The organism is Pseudoalteromonas sp. bablab_jr010, from assembly GCF_016464105.1.
Lineage (GTDB): Bacteria > Pseudomonadota > Gammaproteobacteria > Enterobacterales > Alteromonadaceae > Pseudoalteromonas > Pseudoalteromonas simplex.
In genome coordinates this window covers 50340-71912 of record NZ_JACDWV010000133.1, presented here as the reverse complement: position 1 = coordinate 71912, position 21573 = coordinate 50340, and the positions used below count along the sequence as shown (strand labels likewise).

At 40.4% G+C, this 21573-nt stretch carries 20 protein-coding genes; 4 read left to right on the top strand and 16 right to left on the bottom strand.

Translation table 11 applies throughout. The features are described from left to right. Positions 1-1167: an efflux RND transporter periplasmic adaptor subunit gene (locus tag JIG37_RS11865; protein WP_199529436.1), complete on the bottom strand. Its 1167-nt coding sequence runs from the start codon at positions 1165-1167 to the stop codon at positions 1-3. A 118-nt stretch (positions 1168-1285) separates the two neighbouring features. Between JIG37_RS11865 and JIG37_RS11860 the strand changes: the two genes are divergently transcribed. After that, positions 1286-2230, top strand: a complete 945-nt coding sequence (locus tag JIG37_RS11860; protein ID WP_054552136.1) for a LysR family transcriptional regulator — start codon at positions 1286-1288, stop codon at positions 2228-2230. Between the two features lie 11 nt (positions 2231-2241). Here JIG37_RS11860 and JIG37_RS11855 read toward each other — a convergent pair whose 3' ends face one another. Together JIG37_RS11855 and JIG37_RS11850 are read right to left on the bottom strand one after the other, a co-directional pair. Beyond that, on the bottom strand, positions 2242-3285 hold the full coding sequence (locus tag JIG37_RS11855) for a GGDEF domain-containing protein (protein ID WP_199529435.1): 1044 nt from the start codon (positions 3283-3285) through the stop codon (positions 2242-2244). A gap of 199 nt (positions 3286-3484) precedes the next feature. Beyond that, positions 3485-4333: a DUF6279 family lipoprotein gene (locus tag JIG37_RS11850; protein WP_199529434.1), complete on the bottom strand. Its 849-nt coding sequence runs from the start codon at positions 4331-4333 to the stop codon at positions 3485-3487. Positions 4334-4878: 545 nt separating this feature from the next. Between JIG37_RS11850 and JIG37_RS11845 the strand changes: the two genes are divergently transcribed. Next, positions 4879-5601, top strand: a complete 723-nt coding sequence (locus JIG37_RS11845) for a tetratricopeptide repeat protein (RefSeq protein WP_054552133.1) — start codon at positions 4879-4881, stop codon at positions 5599-5601. Positions 5602-5620: 19 nt separating this feature from the next. On the opposite strand, the gene JIG37_RS11840 is transcribed toward JIG37_RS11845, so the two are convergent. From JIG37_RS11840 to JIG37_RS11780, 13 genes are all read right to left on the bottom strand, one after another. Then, a complete protein-coding gene (locus JIG37_RS11840; protein WP_199529433.1) occupies positions 5621-7033 on the bottom strand; it encodes a coniferyl aldehyde dehydrogenase in 1413 nt (470 codons plus the stop codon). Between the two features lie 139 nt (positions 7034-7172). Then, complete coding sequence (locus JIG37_RS11835; protein ID WP_054552237.1) at positions 7173-8603, bottom strand: SLC13 family permease; 1431 nt, start codon at positions 8601-8603, stop codon at positions 7173-7175. Positions 8604-8660: 57 nt separating this feature from the next. Next, entirely contained in the window at positions 8661-9626 is a 966-nt protein-coding gene (locus tag JIG37_RS11830) for a porin (RefSeq protein WP_199529432.1), read from the bottom strand. A gap of 213 nt (positions 9627-9839) precedes the next feature. Then, a complete protein-coding gene (locus JIG37_RS11825; RefSeq protein ID WP_054552130.1) occupies positions 9840-11210 on the bottom strand; it encodes a sigma-54 dependent transcriptional regulator in 1371 nt (456 codons plus the stop codon). Next, positions 11207-12946, bottom strand: coding sequence for an ATP-binding protein (locus tag JIG37_RS11820; protein WP_138617388.1), 1740 nt, complete (start codon positions 12944-12946; stop codon positions 11207-11209). Before JIG37_RS11820 ends, JIG37_RS11825 begins: the two co-directional genes overlap by 4 nt. 22 nt (positions 12947-12968) lie before the next feature. Beyond that, the gene (locus JIG37_RS11815) at positions 12969-14951 is read right to left on the bottom strand and encodes a TonB-dependent receptor (protein ID WP_348535080.1); all 1983 of its coding nucleotides are present in this window, start codon (positions 14949-14951) and stop codon (positions 12969-12971) included. A 194-nt stretch (positions 14952-15145) separates the two neighbouring features. Continuing rightward, positions 15146-15415: a hypothetical protein gene (locus JIG37_RS11810; protein WP_199529431.1), complete on the bottom strand. Its 270-nt coding sequence runs from the start codon at positions 15413-15415 to the stop codon at positions 15146-15148. Positions 15416-15562: 147 nt separating this feature from the next. Next, positions 15563-15814, bottom strand: a complete 252-nt coding sequence (locus JIG37_RS11805; protein ID WP_054552126.1) for a hypothetical protein — start codon at positions 15812-15814, stop codon at positions 15563-15565. 38 nt (positions 15815-15852) lie between these two features. Further along, positions 15853-16257, bottom strand: a complete 405-nt coding sequence (locus JIG37_RS11800) for a DUF1761 domain-containing protein (protein WP_054552125.1) — start codon at positions 16255-16257, stop codon at positions 15853-15855. A 152-nt stretch (positions 16258-16409) separates the two neighbouring features. Next, a complete protein-coding gene (locus JIG37_RS11795; RefSeq protein WP_199529430.1) occupies positions 16410-16943 on the bottom strand; it encodes a response regulator in 534 nt (177 codons plus the stop codon). Further along, positions 16940-18151: an ATP-binding protein gene (locus JIG37_RS11790; protein ID WP_199529429.1), complete on the bottom strand. Its 1212-nt coding sequence runs from the start codon at positions 18149-18151 to the stop codon at positions 16940-16942. The genes JIG37_RS11795 and JIG37_RS11790 overlap by 4 nt, the downstream gene beginning before the upstream one ends. A 17-nt stretch (positions 18152-18168) precedes the next feature. Then, positions 18169-18573 carry a DUF4440 domain-containing protein gene (locus JIG37_RS11785; protein WP_054552122.1) on the bottom strand — a complete coding sequence of 135 codons (405 nt, stop codon included), beginning with the start codon at positions 18571-18573 and terminating at the stop codon, positions 18169-18171. A gap of 8 nt (positions 18574-18581) precedes the next feature. Further along, positions 18582-19883, bottom strand: coding sequence for an amidohydrolase family protein (locus JIG37_RS11780; protein ID WP_348535081.1), 1302 nt, complete (start codon positions 19881-19883; stop codon positions 18582-18584). 160 nt (positions 19884-20043) lie between these two features. Between JIG37_RS11780 and JIG37_RS11775 the strand changes: the two genes are divergently transcribed. Both JIG37_RS11775 and JIG37_RS11770 read left to right on the top strand, forming a co-directional pair. Then, the gene (locus JIG37_RS11775) at positions 20044-21117 is read left to right on the top strand and encodes a ketoacyl-ACP synthase III (RefSeq protein ID WP_166340915.1); all 1074 of its coding nucleotides are present in this window, start codon (positions 20044-20046) and stop codon (positions 21115-21117) included. A gap of 68 nt (positions 21118-21185) precedes the next feature. Continuing rightward, positions 21186-21572: a VOC family protein gene (locus JIG37_RS11770; protein ID WP_138617396.1), complete on the top strand. Its 387-nt coding sequence runs from the start codon at positions 21186-21188 to the stop codon at positions 21570-21572. Position 21573: the final 1 nt, after the last annotated feature.

The following is a 21573-nucleotide window of genomic DNA, read 5'->3' as shown; positions in this document are numbered from 1 at the left end:
CTACTGTTTAGCAACCAAATCTGAGTGATTATTTGAAAGAGTAAATGCAATTCCGTCGCTATTGATTGTGACTGTGTTTGGTGAAATTGGCATACCAGGGCCAACACGCGCCGGGCCATTCACTGCAATCACATCGTTTTCGTTTAGTCCTGATGTAATCGCACGTAAACTGCCGTAACGCTCACCCACCGTTACTAATTTGTATTCAAGAACATTGCCTTCACCTACAGTGAGTACAAAGCGATTCTTTAAATCAGTCCCAATTGCACGCTCAGGCACAATGACTTTTTCACTTACTTTATTGGCAGCAAGCTTAATACGTGCAAATGAGCCCGCACGTAATTGTTGTTCATCGTTTTCGAACACCGCACGAACACGAAGAGTGCCGGTAGTTTCATTAATTTGGTTATCAATGAAGTTGATTTTGCCATTGTAGTTGAAGCTGGTTTGACCCACTTTTTGCATCACAACCGCTTGTTCACTTTGCGCTGTCACATCAGTAAACGATTGATTCCATGTACGCTCATCAATATCAAAATAAGCATACATTTGCTGGTTTGAAACAATGCTTGTTAACACGCTTTGACCAGCAAGCACGTTATTACCTTTGGTAATATTCGCACGCGATACAACGCCATCAATAGGTGAACGCACTTGAGTAAATTCTAAATCAAGCTCTGCGGCCGTAAGTTCAGCCTGTAGCGCTAGCAATTGCGCTTCGCGTTGTCTTAGCGTTGATTTACGAGACTCCGCTTGCTCCGTTGAAATTGCTTTACGCTCAGTTAAGCGCTCTGCACGTTTTGCTTCACTTTTAGCCTGCTCTAATGCGGCCTTGGCGCTCTCTATCTGCGCTTTTAAGCTATCGACTACTGCTGCAAAAGGGCGTGCATCAAGGGTGAAAAGCAAATCACCTTCTTTAACACCGTCACCTTCTTTAAAGTTAATTTTATCGATCACACCTGAAACACGCGGCATAAGTGCAACCTCTTGCGGTGCCTCTAAACGCGTTGTGTAGGTGTGCCAATTTTGTACTGGCTTTACAAGTACTTGCGCTACATCGATAGGTTGTAATTGTTGCTGTTGCGCTGATTGGCTAGCTTCGCTACCACATCCTGCCAACGTTAAGCTCGCAATGGTCACTGCCACTGCAAGAATAGATTTGTTCATAACGACTCTCCTGTATTTAGATAGGAGACAATGTTACGCAACTAATTAGTGGATAAAAATGATAGATTTTTAAATTCATTAATGCCAGAATTGCACCAATAGAATTTAAGGAACTGCTATGGATACCACCAGCCGCTTATTAATGTTGCTTGAAGTAATTGAACGAGGCTCATTTGCCAAAGCCGCCGAATCTAGAAATATAGATCGCTCAGTTATTTCAAAACAAATTAGCCGCCTCGAAGATGAATTAGGTGTTCGTTTACTAAATCGTACTACACGTTCTTTTTCGTTGACTGCCGCTGGTGCTGAAATGGTAAAAAAAGCAGCTGAACTGAGAGATTTGTTATCAGATACCGTAAGACTTGCAGAGAATTACCACCAAGAACCCCGTGGTACGTTAAAAATTACCTCATCAAGTATTATCGGTAAGCGCTATATTCAACCAGTCATTAACGACTTTCAAAAACGCTTTCCGCAAGTTGAGGTGGAACTTCGTTTAGACGACAGGCTGATTGATTTAGTATCAGAAGGCTATGATTTAGCTTTTCGTGTTGGCGAACCAAAAGACTCGTCATTTATTGCCCGTAAAATTGCCCGCAACCGTATGTTGCTGTTGGCTTCACCGGAATTTATTGAAACTTACGGTATGCCAAAACAGGTTGAAGATTTAAAAGAGCTACCTGCCGCTAGCTATTCAAGCCCAAGTAAACGCATCAGCGGAATTCGTTATCGTAATGCCGATGGCGATATTATTGAGCAAAATATTAAAAGCGTCTTTCGTGCGAACGATGCAGAAGTACTTTTAATGAAAGCTATTTCAGGCAATGCGTATGTTTTGGCGCCGGCATTTATTCTTGACGATGAAGTTAAGCGAGGCGATCTCGTACCCATTTTAACCGATATGGAATTACTCGATTACAGCGCGGTGTATGCTGTTTACCCACACAGAGACTTACCAGTAAGAACGCGTTTATTCTTTGATGCTATGCGTGAATACATAGGCAAAGATATTCCTATTTGGGAGGCAAACATCCCTGATTTCGACACCATGTACAAAAGCTAAATTTATAAACGCTAACTCGCTTTATTATGCTCAATTGACTCTTGGCTCAACTCATAAGCTGTTACAACTTTATTTCGTCCTTGCTGCTTTGCTTGGTATAGCGCATCGTCAGCACATTTAATAAAGTTTTTCAGGGTTTGATTTGGCATGTAGCAAGCAACACCAATACTAATGGTCAGATTAATTACTTGCTCATCAATATTGTGGATAGTGGTTGATAAGTGCTCGCGCAGCATATCTGCGAATTCATAAGCACTTCTTGGGTCACTACTGGGTAAGAAGATAGCAAACTCCTCACCGCCAATACGAAATACATAGCCTTTACTAATGCGTTGCCTAAAGAAACTGGTGACTTCAATGAGAATACGGTCGCCAACATCATGGCCATACTGATCATTAATATTCTTAAAATAATCAAGGTCGAGCATTAAGATAAACAAGCCATTTTTGTTTTTTAATTCAACTTCAAAATAATGGGTCATTGCCAAGCGGTTCCCCGCGCCAGTCAAAGGGTCGAGCAAGGCTAAGTTTTCAAGTCGCTGTCCATATTCAGCACGACTATTTTCAAAGGTGTGAGATACTGCCCAAATACAGATATATGTAAATGAAAAATTGAGTAAAAAATTAACACTATTGAGAGGTTCAAGACTTGATTTACTAAATAAAATCAGTGCTTGTAATAGTGCAACCATCAAAGACAACACTTGCCCATATTGCTTACCAAGTAATAGATAGAACAATACAGGCAATGAACATGTCCAGATAAAAAGTAAACTCTTAATACTGCTTAAGTAAGTACCTAATGTAATGAGTAAACTTAAAAACAAACACAGAGTAAGTGATTGCCAGAGCTGAGCATTACGTTTTCGGGTATAGAAAAAGATATAAAAACAAAACGAAGCAAAAACGACTTCTAACGCACCTAGAACAACAAAGTCATTTATAAATAGATTAAAAACCGCGAACACGCCCGCTAAAACACCTAGACAAAAGCCCATCCATTTAAGAACGTTATTACGTAAAGCTTGAGTGCCTCTTAGCGCACCAATATCCATTCAGTTTCTCGTTATTATTCTAGTGACTAGATTTTAACTCCAAATTAAAAAATTAGGAACAAATTATTAAGCGAACCCTCATTAAACTACGTTTATTAACATAAAATCTTGAAAAACTGATACTTTCTAACTTTTATTTTAAAAACATAAGCTGCTAGCTGCCATCAATTTCATATTACGTGCAAACACACCTAGCCCATTAATCATCAATCAAGTCACTTACCTCTTCGATTAACTCATCAAACTCATCGCGAACGTTACGACGCTGTTTATCGGTTAATGTAGGTTTTAGTTCCACTAATAAATTAACGTAGTTATCGAGATTTTTATCATCGGCTGCAATTAACTCATCGCTCATAAAAGCTAAGCGATTATTAATGATGACTGCCAACTGGCTATCAAAGTCTGTTGGTTTTTGCTTTTGCATAAATAACGTTTTTAATGCATCTAAACGCCTTTGTTTGTACTGCATCCACATTAAAAATGTACTGACTCGAGAATTTGATGAACTCTCTATGAGTGTTTTTTGCTGCGCAGTGAGTTTGCTACCGAACCACTCTTTATAGTTTTCAAGGTTTTCTTCTAAACGTTCTTTTTTATGTTGCTCAGGCGATTTTTCTTCGTGTTCTTTGTACTCATCATTAATGTTTTCTTGCAGTGCAGCAACAAACTCTACGCGCTGCTTATAAGAAAGTGAATTCGCTAAAGCGATAAGTTCAGGCTCAATTTTATTAATCAATGTTTGCCAGTGCTGCTTCGCTTGTACAAAGTGTGCTTTAAGCTCGTTATGGTCAACTTGCTTATCTAACATGGTCTTTAAATTTTCAAGGTCGCGTTTATATAAGGGGAGTTGTGTTTCTCGATGCCAATCTCGGCTGGTTTTGACAATATGCTCAAATTTATCAGCCTGGTCACTGTTAAGGTCAACATAATCATCAATCCAAAACCCTGATAACCAACCTAAATTATTGTAAGTAAAGCTCGGAGAACACCCTGTTGCTGTAAACAATAAACTAAATACTATTAGATACTTTGATAGCTTTTTCATTGTAGTTTTTTCAAATCCTATTTCAAAACAAAGTAAACTTACCACTAAGAACAAAAATTCAGCAACCAAATTAAATGAAATTAATTATCATTTGAGTATTGACGAACGGTTAAACCTAAGTAATAATCGTTATCAACAACTTGGTTCGCTAGACTATTCTCACAGCAACATCATACTGTTAAAGGTTTTGATGCTGTTTTACCAAGTTAGTTCAAGATGTAACTCTTGATTGTCATCTGTTTCCTCGACCCAAACATAGACATAAAACGTTACACTTTACTTGCTACATTGCTCATATCGGTGACGGTAGATATGACACGAAAAAGCCCGCTAAGGGCTTTTTTTATTTCTTTAATTTTTCTGGAAAATCTGTATCTTAAGCCTACTTGTTAATTGCAAAGCTTGCCGCTGTCTATAAATTGGGCATTTGCAGCTGTTGGGGCTAAACTAAAAGTGATGTTTTGCTCTGAGGCTGTTTGGCAAGGCATTTTATCAATAGCTCAATGCTTTGTTATTGATACCTAACACACATTTGGAGGCAGACTATGATCAAGCCTAATTTTAAATCACTATTGCTCGCTAGCACGTTAATCTTGTCACCTTTAGCAAATGCCAGTCTTGAAGATGCCCAATTAGCGGCGAATGAAGGCCGTTTTGAAGAAGCGCTTCATGAATTTAATTACCTTGCAGACAGAGGTTATGCTCCTGCAATGTATGAGCTTGCTAAAATGTACGAAGGTGGCTTTGGTGTGCAACGAGACTATCGTAAAGCAGCAGAGTTGTACGAAAAAGCAGTAAAAAAAGTGCATGCTGATTCAATGTTCGCATTGGGTGTACTTTATCAAGAAGGTAAAGGTGTCAAACTTGATAAAGAAAAAGCCATTTCATTGTATGAAATGGCGTCACAAAAAAACCATCCAGCGGCACAGTTTAATTTAGGGGTTATGTATGCCAATGGCGAAGGGGTAATTCAAGATTACCGTACCGCGCTTAGTTGGTACCAAAAGGCGGCTGCAAATAACTTTACTCTTGCGCAATTCAACATGGCTTTAATGTATTACGAAGGGTTAGGAGTTCCTAAGAATCTCGAAAAATCATACATTTGGAATACCATTGCTGAATACAACGGCAACATGGATGCAAGTCATAGCCGTAAGCTTGATGAGCGAAGTATGATGCCTGCAGAAATTGAAGCTGCTAAAGAAAAAGCAGATGCCATTTATGCAAAAATACAGGCTGGTTTATACGCACCTGACGGGCGTCTATAAATAAACTTCGTACTTGCGCTTAAGGGCGCAAGTACAGCCATTTTAATAGTTTGATCAGCAACTTATTTTGTTTTAGCAATAAACTAGTGCGAGGGTTAAACTTACCGGATACCAAGGTATTTCGTGCATGGCTAAAGGTTTTAAAACCTTCAATGCCATGATAGTGCCCCATCCCTGACTCACCAATACCACCAAACGGTAGCTGATCTGCTGTTACCTGCATCAATACATCATTAATTGCTAATGTACCGCTTCTGATTGATGTGCTTAATTTACTGATTTTCTCTTTATCGTGCCCCAAAATATACAAAGCAAGAGGTAATGAGTCACCATTGATCGTATCAATCACCTGCTGCAATGACTCATAACCGATAATGGGCAGTAAGGGGCCAAAGATCTCGTCTTGCATGACGCGCATATCATCATTCACTTGCGTTAAAATGTGCAAGCCCATACGGTGTTTTAGTTCATCAACTTGATGACCTTCTATCGGCTCAAATACTTGCGCGCCTTTGTCTTTTGCGTCAACTAAATAAGCAGCTAATCGCTGGTATTGACTCTCGGAGATAATTGAAGTCAGATTTTTACCTTCAACACCTTGTTTAAAATGTTTTCGGTAAATATCACAAAGCTGCATTACCAACTGATGTTCAAGCCGCTTTGGAACAAATACGTAATCAGGAGCAACACAAATTTGCCCTGCATTGTTCAATTTACCAAATAAAATTGTTTTCGCTGCTTCTTTGATATTTGCATCATCAAGAACAATTACTGGCGATTTACCACCTAGCTCTAACGTCACTGGGGTAAGGTTTTTACTAGCACTTTGCATTACTTTACGGCCGACAGCGGTTGAACCAGTAAACAGCATATGAGCAAAAGGAAGTTGGCAAAATTTTGCAGCAAGTTCTGCTTCGCCTTCAATCACGATACAATGCTCTTTCAATTCATCAGCCAAAATCGTTTTTATAACTGCGTTAGTGTGAGGTGTATATTCGCTTAACTTTAGCATTACGCGATTGCCTGCGGCTAATGCGGTTATGGCAGGAACTAACGCAAGTTGAATTGGATAATTCCATGGGGCAATGATGCCTACAACCCCTTTCGGCTGATAACTAATATGTGCAGACGAAGGCCATAAACTAAGTCCAACACCACGAGATTCATTTTTTGCCCACTTTGGCAAACGCTTAATCACATCACTGATTGTTTTGACTGTTGGGAAAATATCGCCTAGTACAGTATCAAAGGCTGTACGGTATCCAAAATCTTTACTTGAAGCATTCACTAAAGCCTGCTCGTTCTCAATAAGCGCAACTTTGACGCGTTTTAGAAGCTTTATTCTAATATCTATTGGTAAGTAAGGTTCAGCTAAAAATGCATCGTTCAGCTGATAATATTGTTCTTGTAATTGTGAATCTAGTTCGACCAAAACGAGTACTCATCAAAAAGGTTTAAGCAACTATAACGATGAATAAAATCGAGAGCAAATAAAAACAGCGCCCATAAAGAGCGCTGTGAGTGGTTGGTAAGAGTTGAAACTATTGTTCTGTATTCATTAATTTTTACATTTAAAAAGCAAATACACTCGCTGCTACAGTCATTGTAACTAAGGTGATCATGGCAATAGCTATTAAGTTAAGTGCGAACCCAGAACGGATCATATCGCGCATTTGAATTTGCCCTGATCCAAACACAATCGCGTTTGGTGGTGTCGCGACTGGCATCATAAACGCACAGCTACATGCAATTGCAGCAGGAATGACCCATACAAGCGGTGTACCAAATACTGACTCAGCAACTGGGCCTAATAGTGGTAAGAAACCTGCAGCTGTGGCTGTGTTACTGGTTATTTCTGTTAAGAATGTAATAAGAGCCGTTACCGCTAAAACACTTAAAACTAACGGAATAGCGCTTGCGCCCTCGATCATATGGGCAATATATTCAGCAAGGCCAGACGACTTGATTTGTGCAGCTAGTGTTAAACCGCCACCGAATAGTAGCAACACGCCCCACGGCACTTTAGCTGCACTTTCCCAATCAAGGATTCGCTCACCATCGCCTTTATTTGCTGGTAACACAAATAACATCAATGCTGCAGCAATCGCTATGCCCGTATCAGAAATTTTAAGGCCAGAGAAATCAGCAATCATAGGCCTAAAAATCCAGCATACTGCAGCTAAAGCAAATACAACAGCTACGCCTTTTTCAGCGCGCTGCATAGCTCCTAACTCTTGTAACTGTGACAAGAATAAAGATTTAGTGTCTTTGCTTGCACTTTTTGCACATTGTGTATCTACTTTATAGGCAAACTTAGTTAACCACACCCAGCATAAAATAAGCATAACTGTCGCAAGCGGTACACCTACTTTCATCCACTCAGCAAAGCCAATATCAATCTTGTAGCTATCTGATAGGTATGCAGCCATTAATGCGTTTGGTGGCGTACCGATTAAGGTTGCGATACCACCGATGCTAGCACCATAGGCAATTGATAATAACAATGCTTTACCAAATTGGTCATTATCTGGGTTAGACTGTTTAACCAACATAGTAATCGACATTGCAATCGGTAACATCATCACAGCAGTCGCTGTATTTGACATCCACATTGATAAAAATGCCGTTACTAACATCATGGCTAAAATTTGTAGGCTTGGCTTAGTACCAGCACGAAGCATGGTATTAAGTGCAATACGCTTGTGTAAACCCCAACGCTCCATCGCGATTGAGATCAAAAAGCCGCCTAAGAATAAAAAGATCAAAGGGTGTGCATAAGGTGACGCGACCCCTTTGATTGCTGCAATGCCAGCAAGAGGTGATATAACCAGTGGCAATAAAGACGTAGCAGGAATTGGCACAACTTCGCTTACCCACCAAGAAGCCATCCAAAATGCAAGGCCTGCAGTACGTAATGCAGATACACTCATACCCGCTGGTGGATCAATTAAGCAAGTTAATAACATCACTAATGGGCCTAACAGTAACATCACTGTGCTCATTAATGGGCGTGGCTGTGAGCCATCTTTTGTTTGATTTACTAATGACATACCGACTCCTTAGAACTTGTATTTAAGGCCAAGTGCAACGCTGTTATCTGATTCAAGTTCTAAATCTAAATCTAAATCAGTATAGAATAAGTAAGCAGTGGTTTGTTTATCGAACACATAGTCAACACCTGCTGTCCATTGTTTACCTTCTTCAGCATGGCGAATCTTTGAGTCGTCTTTAACGTATTGCAGTTTAGGTACCCATTTATCGATTGCATAGCTTGCGCTAAGTGCATAGCCATTGCCTTCTTTCGTACCGTCGGTCGATTCACTGCGCTGGAATAAACCCGCTAACTGTAGGTTTTCAAGTTTCCATGCGGCAACAACACGGCTTGCCGTCAACTTGTTAAGTGCATCAACATGGCTGATAGCGACATAGTAGTCTTTAGATTTTAATGCACGGTCACCATAAATAACCGTTGCCGCAAAACCATCTTCATCGTTGCTGCTGTCATCTTTTGGAGCATAAGTTAGTGCAAGTGATGCGCCACCGTATGTTTTTGAGCTGTAGGTAATGGTATCGCCGATACGGTCTTGACCAGGGATCAGCTGTGCAATATCAGCTTGGGTTTCGTTAAAACCGTCTACTTTACCTTCTGAGTATTTAAAACGCGTGTCGTTACGACCGACAACCACTTCACCAAAATCGCCTGCAAGGCCTAAGTAAGTATTACGAGCTGAAAATGGCTCACTGGTATCATCATGCTCAAAGCCTTTTACTTGTACTTCGTATTTGAATACTGCTTTAAGTGACTCTGTTAATTTGTGACTACCTTTAATACCAATGCGCGAAAAAGGTGCTTCGATTTGCGTACCTTCATCAACATAGCGCATAACGCCTGTATCTGTGTTTGCTATTTGAACTTCTGCTTTACCGTATACCGCGTAGTCTGCTGCCATTGCTGAGCCAGCTGTGCTCGCTAAAATCACAGCCGCTGCTACGCGTGTTTTTGTATGAGTGAATATTGTTGTCATTATGCGCCCCTTATTAGGTTCAAATTGTTGTTCCTAACTAGTAAGGCAAGTTGGTTGCCAACTTAGTTAATTTTAAAAAAGCTGTTAAATAACAGTCGATTAACTTTTTTGGCGTAAAAGAGGCTGGCTTTTATGGGTGGGTTTCCACACATTTATAAAAATATGCTGTCACTTGTTCCACCCATTGTGAAGAGTTTAATGTGAGAGGTTTGTTTAGTCTTTAAACATTTCGCGATTAATACCGTATTTGGTCATCTTGTCGTAAAGGGTTTTACGGGCAATTTGTAATGTGACCATGGTGTCTTTTATGCTGCCGTTGTTTCGCTCTAGCGCTTCTTCGATGAGTGACTGCTCATAAAAGCTAATCTTCTCAGCAAGACTTAGATCTTGAGCAAGTTCATTTTGATTATTTGTGTCGCTGTAAGAAGCAAACGCAAGATCAGAACCTAGCAATACCGCACGTTCAGCCTGATTTCTAAGCTCTCGCACATTTCCCGGCCAATCATACGCAAGGAGTCGTTGTTTAGCTTCACTACTCAATGGCGCAGGCGGCTTATGAAAACGTGTCGCCGCTATCGAGCTGAAGTGTTTAAAAAGCAGTGGAATATCAGCTTTTCTGTCACGTAATGCCGGAATACTCACTTTTACTAAATTTAGGCGGTAATATAAATCGGCTCTAAACTCCCCTGCTTCGACTAGTGTCATTAAGTCTACTTTGGTAGCAGCAACTATACGTACATCTAAATCAATGGCGTGGTTGTCACCTACAGGGGTTACTTTGCGCTCTTCAAGCACCCTCAACAACTTTACTTGTAAACTCGCAGGCGTAGACTCTATTTCATCTAAAAAGACAGTGCCGCCTTTGGCAAATTCAAACTTACCTTGGCGAGATTGTGTCGCCCCTGTGTATGCACCACTGGCTGCACCAAAAAGCTCACTTTCAATAAGTTGCTCAGGTATTGCGCCGCAGTTTATAGCAACAAAATTAGCCGCTGAACGATTACTTTGATCGTGTAAATAGCGAGCAACTAACTCTTTCCCCGTGCCTGTTTCACCTTCTATTAGCACATCTGCTGGCGTATCGATTACCGCATTAAGTAAATGCATCATTTGTTGCATTTGTTCGGTTTCACCCAAAATACGCACACCGGGCGCAGACGTTTTTTCAACAGCAATTTTTAAGGCGCGGTTTTCCATTACTAACGCACGTTTTTCTGAAGCACGAGCAATACAATCTAATAACTGCTCAGTTAGCGGCTTTTCAAATAGATCATAAGCACCAAGCTGCATGGCTTTAACGGCCACAGATACATCAGCAAAGCCGGTAAGAAAAATAACCGGTAGCTCGCTATCAAAGGCTTTAACTTGCTCTAAAAATGCCAAGCCATCCATTTTTGGCATGTTTATGTCGCTTAGTACAATACCTTCGAAGCGACGACTTAATTTTGAAAGTGCCGCTGTAGGCTCACTAAAACACTGAACTTGATAACCTTCAATCTCAAGGAGCTGCTTCAATGAATCACGGATCACCGCTTCGTCATCGATAACGATTACCTGATCACAGGTCGCTGCAACTTCACTCATGATGTTTCCTTGTTAGTTTGTAAAGTTATAATAAATTGTGCTCCGCCCTTAGGGCGGTTATGGGCCGTTAGGCGGCCATTAAATGAGTCGATTATTTGCCTTGAAATAGACAAGCCCAGGCCTAAACCATTGCTGGTTTTAGTGCTATAAAATGGCTCAAAGATATTACCTAATGCATGTTGATCAATACCCGGGCCAGTATCGAGAATTGATAGCTTTACTCGGTCGTCAAACAGTTCAAGCTCAAAGCTCAGTTCGCGTTTGTCAGATTCACTCATTGCTTGGCTGGCATTAGTGATCACGTTAACCAAGACTTGCTCAAACTTAACGCTGTCGACCCATACTGTTATGTTTGCATCAATATCTGCGGCTTTAACTTCGATATCATCTTGCTTTAACTGTGCGCTTGCAATCATTAAGGCATTTTTTAACATACTCGCTAAGCTTTGCTGTCTCAGTTGAGTTTGTGCCGGTTTACTAAAATGCTTTAGCTGTGCAACAATTTTGTGTACACGCTCTATTAACGACTGCACCAGCACTAAATTTTCGCTGGCTTGCTCAATATTTCCTTTGATAAGTAACCTTTTTGCACTCACTAAGTAGGTATTCATGGCACTTAATGGCTGATTGATTTCATGGTTAATGCCTGCACTTAACTGACCAATAGTCGCAAGTTTAGCTGTTTGGATCAGCGCTTTTTGAGCCTTTTCGAGAGCCTGTGTGCGCTCTATAACCTCTTGCTCAAGACTGTGCCTAGAAAACAAAAGCTTTTTATAACCAGCAAAACGTACCATTGCCGTATGAATAAGTACTACAGCAATAGCATAAAACACACTAAACCAAAGAAGCCTAGGGATTTGTGCAAGCTCGACATTCGTCACATCCACCAACACACTCGCTTTGGCGTTAATGATATCAATGCTTTCAACAGCACTAATAAAGCGCGATTGCTTACCGTTTAATAAAACTTTTTGCAGTATGGTTTGTTCATTTAGAGGCTTATGGGTATAGGGCAGTAAAGTGGGTTTATGTGACAGATATCGGCGCGATTTAACTAATGCAGCCATTTGTTCATTATCAAGGGGCTTAAGTGACTTTAAACGCCAATCAGCTACATCAGACATAACAATAACGTTGTCTTCAAGAGCAATGTAGAAATGTGAAGTGTCTGATGCATTAAGTAGCTGGCGGTCTTGTTCAAATTTTTTGGCATTAACTTTTAGTGCCACTACCGCAACCACCTCGCCTTGATAAAATAACGGCTCAGAAAAATAAAAGCCTCGCTCACTAGAGCGCATACCCAAAGCAAAATAAGCAACTTTTTCGCCTTGTTTGGCTAAATAAAAATACGGCCGAAAAGCAAAATTACTTCCTAAGAAAGTATAGTCAACTTGCCAGTTACTACTTGCTAAAACAGTGCCTGACAAATCCATTACGTAAACATCTGAAGCCCCACTCGCTCGTTGAATATCTTCAAGATAATCATTGACCGCATCTCCACCAGCACCTTTTTCGACAATAAATGATTTTACCAAATCATTGGCACTTACTAAGCTAGGAATGGTTTTAAATCGTGCTAATTCACTGGCGATATAATGGCTTAGCTGAGTAGCTTGTGTTTGACTTTGATGCTGAGCTTGTTCGTAATCATGGCTTCTACCGAGATAAAAAACTAATATTAACAGCATTATTAGCAATACACCTGCTGCAATAAATTTTTTACTTAATGACGACATTCAAACCTTACGAACAGGACTACTAGAAATTGAATTGGTAGTGTAACGATAATTCCTCAGTTGTACCAGCGACTGCGCCATTGTCAATGCGAGGATCAAATGCGTTGTATTTTTTTCCTAACAAATTTTCTGCTTTTAGCATTAGTTGGCTGTTGTTGTTTAACTGCCATTTTAAACTGCCACCCAATAAGCTGTAAGCAGATTGTTTAAAGTGAGCACCTGTCTCTGAGCTTACTTCAACTGTATCGCGCCACAATAAGTTTAAGCTCACCTGCCATGAATCAGATAAGTTATAACTACTGATTATGCTTGCAAAGCGCTTAAAGCTCGCATTGATTGGATCTTCAAAGTATTGCGTATAAGTGCCTGTAATCGAAAAATCTTTACTTGATTGCCAAGTGCTATCAAGCTCGATACCACTGTTTTGGGTGTTGAATGAGTTTGTAAAGGTAAACAGTGCATCATCTGATAATGTTGGCTCAATATTTATAAAATCATTAAGTTCATTATAAAAAAGCACTGCATTAGCTTGTAACTCTGAGGTTTTATAATGCCAAACAAGTTCAGTGGTTTTAATCGACTCAGAGCGAAGCGATGGGTTACCTATTGTCACATCATCATTTGAAAACAGCTCATTGGTAACCGGTGTTCTAAACGATTCACCATATTGCAGCTTAACAGTATGCTCTGAATTTATTTTATAGACACCCGCAAGACGTGGAGAAAGTTTACTGTCGATGTCCTTCACATCGTCATAGCGTGCGCCAATAAATAAAGTAAGTGCATCTGAGTATGGTATTTTTAGCTGCCCATAAGCACTCAAGGTTTCGAATGTAAACTTAAGTGACGAAAACTCAGGAAAGTCCATCACAGACACGATCCCTTGCTGTTCAAAGGCAGGGTCGATAATTATTTGCTCTGAATCGAAATCATAATAAGACGTGCGAACTCCTGCTTCAGTTTGCTTAGCCTCTGAGTATTCAATTCCCGCAGCAAGCTGCCATTGGTTATCGAATTGATAACTTAGCTCAGTTTCGAATTTACTGTCAGTTGTTTGCCACGCAGGGCCAATGAGAAAGTCTGGAATATCGTCAAATGTAGCGATTAACCCTGCACTTGAAATATTATGCTTTGTGAATGAGTAACTAGAATCTAGCTTTAACTTATCGTTATTGATCCAGTTGTATTTAATTCCCACAAAGGTGTTATCACTATTATGTTGGTTTTGCTCAGAATATCCAGCGAGGTTTAAAAATTCATCAAGGGATGTTTCATTGTAACGGGCACGTAATTGCAGCTTTTTGTAATCAACACCTGCTTCTAGGTAAAGCGCCTCAAGAGGATCTTTTACTCCTTGCGGGTAGCTTTCGCCGTCTTTTTGATCATACGAAAAACTCGCAAAGAGTGATGTATCATCACTTAAAGAGGTATTGAACTGCCCTGTTGCCCCGTAGCGACCATTATTGCCAAGCACAAGTTGCAGTGTATTTCGCTCTTTAGAGGTAACAATATTCATCACCCCTAAAAACGCATTACTGCCATACAGAGCCGAGCCTGGACCGCGAATAAACTCTATTTTATCGATAACTACCACAGGTATGTAAGGCAAATAAACAGAAGCCTTACCAAATGATGATTCATTAACTCGCTCACCATTTATCATCACCAAAACATTACCGCTATCTAGATAAACGCCCCGAGCATGATCTTTAGGCACCGCCCCTACCCAATCACCTCGAGTTGATTGCATACCAGGCACAAAATTCATCACTTCGTAGGCGTTATCAACCCCTAATGCTTGAATTTGCTTACGACTAAAAACACTTATTGTAGAAGGGACTGATGACAAAGTTTCGTTGGTTTTACTTGCTATATCGACTTGAACATTAAGTAAGTCTTCAAAACTTAAAGAGAATAAGTCTTGCTCTTCAGCCGCGTTTGCAACCATTGGCGAGGTTGAGGCAACTGCAATAGTAAAAAGTGCTGAACATCTGAAAAGATCCACGGTAAGCGATACCTGTACTTATAGCCCGTGTTGCAAAAGCAACACCATGTTTACACTATTAATACAAAAGATTGGTAAGCTTGCAATGTTTTTATAATTTTAGTTTATAAAGTTTTCTTAAATAGCGACAAAAAAACCCATTTTCAACTGTAAATGGGTTTCTAAAAACGTCTGTTTTAATGAGCCAAGCTTAATTAAGCTGTTTCAACATTTCCAGTACGCTTTGCTTTGATGTACTTATATAATCCAATAAGTGACGCCGCTATCCAAAAAATCTCAATAACAAAACTAGCAAGGTTAAAGTTATAACAAAGACTGATCAGTAACAGAATTGCGCCCGATAAGTTCATCATGTTATACACAAGGCCGGTTGGCGATGCTTTATTCAGTTGTAGTAAAAAGAAAGCACCAACCACTAAGAATGTGCCTGTCATGCCAATAATATCAAATAAAAGTGCTATCACGTGCGTGAGTCCATTTTGTTCATATGTTTATACCCATACAACTGGCCCAATCCATGGGGAGGGTTGTTTTCATTCATTGAAACAGCAAACCGGTCAATAGTATCAGAGCATGAGTAAGAAACGAGGATAAATGTCCGTATTCTAATTCTATTTATGTGTCACCTTACCACCGATTATTTTTAAAGCTGGAGTACCACGGATCATGGTCTGGCGGGCAAATGGGCGTTGGCAGTCAGGGCAAATACCGGTGTCATTGGTAAAATCTTGGCTAATCCGTTCAACAAAGCATTTAACCAACGCGCCTTTTCCACCTTTACGGTATTTAAATAACTGCGTTTTACATTGTGAACAAAAAATATCGACCGTTTTAGTTGGCCCTTTTTTATTTGGTTTTGCCATTAATCCATTTATTATTTCAAAAAGTACATGCTATCACGCTATGACCAGAGACCCAAAACCAAGCCAATTAATGAAAATTGTAAAATAGCATAACCTGAATTTACCAAAAACAGTTTTAACGGCCGCTGCTCGAATATGTAGCCTATGCCTATAGCAAGGCTTACCCAACATAAACCAATTATAAAACCTGTACCAACAGCTACCCCAACAGCAACATTGGGCCCAACAAATAATGAAAAGCTAAATGAGATCAAACAGCATAATATTAAACTGCTACCAAAAACTTTAAATGGATTAATTTGTTGCAAATCTAACTCTGTTAGACCACAGCTCTCCATCCAAATACGCTTAAATAACCAAGGTGAATACCAGACAATTCCCAATAAGAATGAAGCAAGACCTGCAAAAAAAATTGCGAAAAAGTTAAGTTGATAAAAATGCATACACCAGACTCATACAACGATTAGGTTTAACATGACTTTAGTTAAGGATCAGCGATGCAGCAAATTTAAAACACGTAATTTTGTACCTATTTAGAATTCAATCCTGTACTGATTTACGCCTTCTAATTATTTTACTTACGTTAATAATCACTTTACTGCTTAACTGGTTTTTTCTGTAATTTACGCTGTAATGTTCTTCTGTGCATATTCAGTTGGCGCGCAGTTTCGGAAATATTACCATCGTTACTGTGCAAAACATGTTGGATATGCTCCCACTCAAGGCGCTCTGGCGACATAATTTTGTTTGGCTTTGATTCTTCAAGTGATAGGTTTACCTCGGCGTCTCCCAAGATTGTTTTTAAAAGTGAATTAAAATCGACAGGTTTTGGTAAATAGTCGTCAGCACCTAATCGTATGGCTTCGACTGCACTGGCAATACTGGCAAACCCAGTGAGTAACACAATACGAGCTGAAGGAAATTGTTCTCTTAAGGGTTTAATTAGCGCAAGGCCGTTATCATCCCCGAGTTTTAAATCCACCAGAAAATGGCTCGCCTCAAAAGTGGTTATATGCTGTAAAGCTTGCTCAGCGTTATGAGCGAGTGAACATATAAAGCCTTGTTTTGTAAAACGCCTTGCCAGTGTGCTGGCAAGATTTACATCGTCTTCAATAATTAAAAGTTTCATACAATTTTTAAACTAACCATCGCAATTGCACCTTGCTGTGGGTGATTGCTTAGTGTTAATGAGCCATTTAAGCGCTCTAAAGTCACATTCGAAAGCATAACTGCCATCCCCATACCATTGTTACTTGGCATGAGTTGGCCACCTAATGATGCCATTTGTTGTTCGCTAAAGCCTTGACCGAAATCACGTAACGACAATGAAACTGTTTGCTGATCTATTTGCCACTTAGCTTCTACGCAGTATTGCTGATTATGGTTATTCGCCGATACGGCGTTTTGCAGCAAGTTTAAAATAGCCGGTAACAGCATGGCATCACTTAAAATCGAACAATCAGGGGCGTTATTTAGCCACTGTAAGTTTTGCTCTGGAAAATGCAGTGTCATCGCATCTTGAATGGTGCTTTGTAGTGTTTCAGCGCTGATCACTTGCCGTGTTTGACCGGTCCTTAAGGCATTTGAAAGCGACCTAAAATGAGCAAGCTGTTCTTTACACTGGGCTAATGGCTTAGCCATTTCTTGTACAATGGGGTCATCAGCTTGTTGTTCTTTCAGTTCTTCAAATAACAGCTGTAAGTTTGCGATAGGCGTTGCAAGTTGGTGCGTTACTTGTGCAGCAGCGCCATCAAGCGTTAATAATTGCTCATGCCTTAATTGTTGCTCACGAGTTCGTGCAATGGTGGCTTCTCTTGCTCTCAATGTACTGTTTAATGTACCAATAACAAAAGCAATAACAATGGCGCTAATAACAAAGTTAATCCACATACCAATAAAATGATGCGTCATCTGCATTTGGTGCATGGTGTGCTCAGGCATATTTATCAGTAAAAAGCTATAAGCGGCGATTGCCAGCACTGCGGTATAAGCAAGCCCTTTCGCATTAACAGAGACCGCAGCGATCATTATCGGTAACAGTAATAACGACACAAATGCATTGGTAGCCCCGCCACTTAATGACAGCAAAATCGTTAAAAACAGTAAATCGGCTGTCAGCTGCATCAGTACAGCGGCTGGTCTGGCTTTGGTTACTTTTCTATAAGCGAATATACTTAACAGCTGAAAGATTGCTTCAACACAAATAACAGCAAGTAAAGGCAGTAAGGGGATTTGGTATTCAAATAGAAAGTACACCGCAATAACAGCGACAAATTGTACGGCGATTGCGGCGCTTCTTAAAATTAGTAGGCGACTAATCGCCGGATCGGTTTGCATAACGGACTCTTTAAAACTTAATCATCGTCCATTGAAATTGTAAAAACAGCACAAGGCGTTCCTTGATGAAACACCATTTGCCATTGTTTACCATTAAAACGCCACAGTGACATACGAATGGAGTAATTAAACTCTGACCGCGCAGAACGTCTAAAGGCTGCTTGATAGCTCAGCTGTGCAATATCATCACTGAGCATTCGACCTTTAAAGTGTTGATTATAAAACTGCGGTACTACCTCAGTTGGCAGACGGGTTAACACTTGGAACTTATTAAAAGACGTACCATCAGCAGCTATTTCAATAAAATCATCATCAAGTAATGCATCAAGCGCTTCAGCAGATTGCCGAACTTCTGGCTCAAGTAGCTGCCGCTCAGCATCAATTAAATGATTAAACAACGTCTCTTTAATTTTACCGCCCATAGTAACCCTTACTGTTTGAGCACTTTACCGCCCTTCATAACAAACTGAACCTGACTAAGTTCACTAATGTTATCAAGTACATTCATATTCACGCTGATAATATCTGCTTGTTTACCAACACTCAAGTCACCGAGGTTATCACTTTGACCTAATAGTTTAGCAGCTTCAACTGTGGCTGATTTAATTGCTTGCTTAGGCGTCATGCCATAATTAACTAATAACTCAAACTCCTTGGCATTATCACCATGTTTAGATACGCCTGAGTCGGTGCCGAAGGCTATTTTCACGTTATTTTTTAATGCTAATTTAAACGACTCTTCCATTTTTGGCGCCACAAATTCAACCTTCTCAGCAATAGCTTTTGGCATATTAGGGTTATTTAGCACTTCTTCTTTTACTGTCGCGCCAGCGAGTAAGGTTGGAACTAAATACGCGTCTTGCTTTTTAAATAATTTAACTGTGTCTTTATCTAAAAAAGAGCCATGTTCGATTGAATCAACACCCGCTCTGAGAGCTGCTTTTATACCTTCTGTGCCATGAGCATGAGCGGTGACTTTTCGGCCTAAATGATGAGCAGTGTTAACAATGGCACTGAGTTCTTCATCAGTAAATTGCTGATTAACCCCGGCCGCTGTATTACTTAAAACACCCCCTGTTGCCGTAATTTTGATCACATCGGCACCACTTTTAATTACATCGCGTACCGCACGAGTACAATCGTCAGCACCATCACACACACCTAATCCCCCACCCTCTGTCGCTTTGGTAATATCACGGCGATAGCCATGCATGTCAGCGTGGCCGCCGGTCGGTGTGATCATATCACCTGCTGCAAAAATGCGCGGGCCAACAATGTCGCCACGCTCAACCGCTCGCTTTAATGGGAAGATAACTTGATAACTGCTACCTAGGTCGCGCACAGAGGTAAAACCCGCATTAACCGTGTGTTTTAAGAACTTTAAAGAACGTAGTGCATAATCGGCTTCGTATTCAGTGACCCATTGATGTGGGTTACGCTTTACATCTCGCTCAAAGGTAACATGAACGTGCATATCAATCAGACCCGGCAAGACCATCTGATTTTTTAAATCAAAAACATCTGCATCACTGAGGTTTAATTGCTGCTTTGTTAGGAAACCAGCTTTTATTGCAGCAATTTTATTACCTTCAATAACCAACGTTTGCTGCTCTTTAACACTCTGTTCAGTGCCAACAAGTACCTTTCCTGCATGAATAAGGGTGGTTTGTGCATTAACCACAAACGTAGATAACAAAGATAGTACCGATAATGTGCTTATTTTTAGATTTATTTTTTTCATAATCGCCTCTTTTTTATACTAGGTTTAACTTAAATACTGAGTAAATGCCATTATTTACGACATAGCGCGGCAATGAACTAGTGTTAACAAGTGAATTTTGATATAACTTCGGGAAAATTTAACAAGTCTGACCACATAAAGAGAACACATTATGTCTTATGCCCAAATTACTGGCTGGGGTAAATGTATACCACCAGCAAGCATCAGCAATGATGAAATTAGCAATATTGTTGATACCAATGACGAATGGATCACAACACGTACAGGCATCAAATCTCGCCGTGTCAGCCATGTTTCTACTGCCGATTTAGCGACCGTTGCCGCAAAGCAAGCGCTTGCTTGTGCTGGTGTTGATGGTAAAGACATTGATCTTGTACTTCTTGCGACTTGTACACCATCAACTATGGTGGCAAATACGGCCTCTTTAGTGCAAAAAAACATTGGCGCGGTTGGCGCTGCAGCAATGGACACAAACGCTGCATGTTCAGGCTTTTTATATGCATTACAAGCAGCAACGGCACAAATTCGTGCAGGTATGATCAAAAAAGCAGTCGTTATTGCCGCTGAACGTATGACGTGGTACATCAACTGGGCACGTCGCGACAGTGCTGTATTATTCGGTGATGGTGCTGGTGCCGTGGTATTAGAAGCCTCAGACACACCATCAGGTTTACTTGCCACTAAAACAGGTTGCGACAGTGAAGATCGCGACATTCTGCATATCGAAAACTTCGGTAGCGATTTAAATAAGTACGAGCCAATTGGCCCTTCTAACTTATTATTCGAAGGTCGCGAAATCTTCAAACGTGCTGTTAAAGGGATGAGCGAAGCTTGTGACGACGTTCTGAACCAAGCGCAGTTAGAGCTTGATGACATTGACGTATTAGTTCCTCACCAAGCCAATTTACGTATTATCCAAGCTATTCAGCAACGTTTGAAAGTAGCTGACGAAAAAGTAATGGTGAACATTGCCGATTACGGTAATACGTCTGCTGCAACAATTGCGATTGCCATTTGTGAAGCGGTTGAGCAAGGCCTTATCAAACCTAACTCAAACATTATGTCAGCAGCCTTTGGTGCTGGTTTAACTTGGGCGGCGAGTTACATTAAATGGGGCGAGCGTGTAACACCTATCGCGGTTTCTGATGCAGCTCTACCTGAGTGTGATAAAACAGGTCTTGAACTTGTTGCACCGGCTGTTGCAGCATGTAAAGCGGCACAGTAATACCCCTATCATTTATAGAGAAGCGCGGCTGAGTCCGCGTTTTTTTATGGGCATAAAAGGATTAATTTATGGATCTATTAGGCATACATCATGCTGCAATCATCTGTAGCAACTATGAAAAATCAAAGCATTTTTATAATGAAATATTAAAGCTACCAATCATTCACGAACAATACCGCGCTGAACGTGACTCGTATAAATTAGATTTAGCACTTCCTGATGGCAGCCAAATAGAGCTTTTTTCGTTTCCTGGAGCGCCACCGAGACCAAGCTATCCAGAAGCACAAGGGCTACGCCATTTGGCGTTTAAAGTCGCCGATATTGCAAAATCTAAGCATTATTTAGAACAACAAGGCATTTCGGTTGAAGAAATAAGAGTGGATGAAATCACCGGGAAGCAATTTACGTTTTTTGCCGATCCCGATGATTTACCGTTAGAGCTTTACCAGCTTTAAC

Bases quoted from the DNA above. Each gene is read 5' to 3' on its own strand.
- JIG37_RS11865 (WP_199529436.1), bottom strand. From the start codon at position 1,167: ATGAACAAATCTATTCTTGCAGTGGCAGTGACCATTGCGAGCTTAACG.
- JIG37_RS11790 (WP_199529429.1), bottom strand. From the start codon at position 18,151: ATGCAAACCGATCCGGCGATTAGTCGCCTACTAATTTTAAGAAGCGCC.
- JIG37_RS11795 (WP_199529430.1), bottom strand. From the start codon at position 16,943: ATGAAACTTTTAATTATTGAAGACGATGTAAATCTTGCCAGCACACTG.
- JIG37_RS11850 (WP_199529434.1), bottom strand. From the start codon at position 4,333: ATGAAAAAGCTATCAAAGTATCTAATAGTATTTAGTTTATTGTTTACA.
- JIG37_RS11825 (WP_054552130.1), bottom strand. From the start codon at position 11,210: ATGAGTGAAGTTGCAGCGACCTGTGATCAGGTAATCGTTATCGATGAC.
- JIG37_RS11830 (WP_199529432.1), bottom strand. From the start codon at position 9,626: ATGACAACAATATTCACTCATACAAAAACACGCGTAGCAGCGGCTGTG.
- JIG37_RS11860 (WP_054552136.1), top strand. From the start codon at position 1,286: ATGGATACCACCAGCCGCTTATTAATGTTGCTTGAAGTAATTGAACGA.
- JIG37_RS11770 (WP_138617396.1), top strand. From the start codon at position 21,186: ATGGATCTATTAGGCATACATCATGCTGCAATCATCTGTAGCAACTAT.
- JIG37_RS11855 (WP_199529435.1), bottom strand. From the start codon at position 3,285: ATGGATATTGGTGCGCTAAGAGGCACTCAAGCTTTACGTAATAACGTT.
- JIG37_RS11805 (WP_054552126.1), bottom strand. From the start codon at position 15,814: ATGGCAAAACCAAATAAAAAAGGGCCAACTAAAACGGTCGATATTTTT.
- JIG37_RS11835 (WP_054552237.1), bottom strand. From the start codon at position 8,603: ATGAGCACAGTGATGTTACTGTTAGGCCCATTAGTGATGTTATTAACT.
- JIG37_RS11800 (WP_054552125.1), bottom strand. From the start codon at position 16,257: ATGCATTTTTATCAACTTAACTTTTTCGCAATTTTTTTTGCAGGTCTT.
- JIG37_RS11845 (WP_054552133.1), top strand. From the start codon at position 4,879: ATGATCAAGCCTAATTTTAAATCACTATTGCTCGCTAGCACGTTAATC.
- JIG37_RS11820 (WP_138617388.1), bottom strand. From the start codon at position 12,946: ATGTCGTCATTAAGTAAAAAATTTATTGCAGCAGGTGTATTGCTAATA.
- JIG37_RS11775 (WP_166340915.1), top strand. From the start codon at position 20,044: ATGTCTTATGCCCAAATTACTGGCTGGGGTAAATGTATACCACCAGCA.
- JIG37_RS11785 (WP_054552122.1), bottom strand. From the start codon at position 18,573: ATGGGCGGTAAAATTAAAGAGACGTTGTTTAATCATTTAATTGATGCT.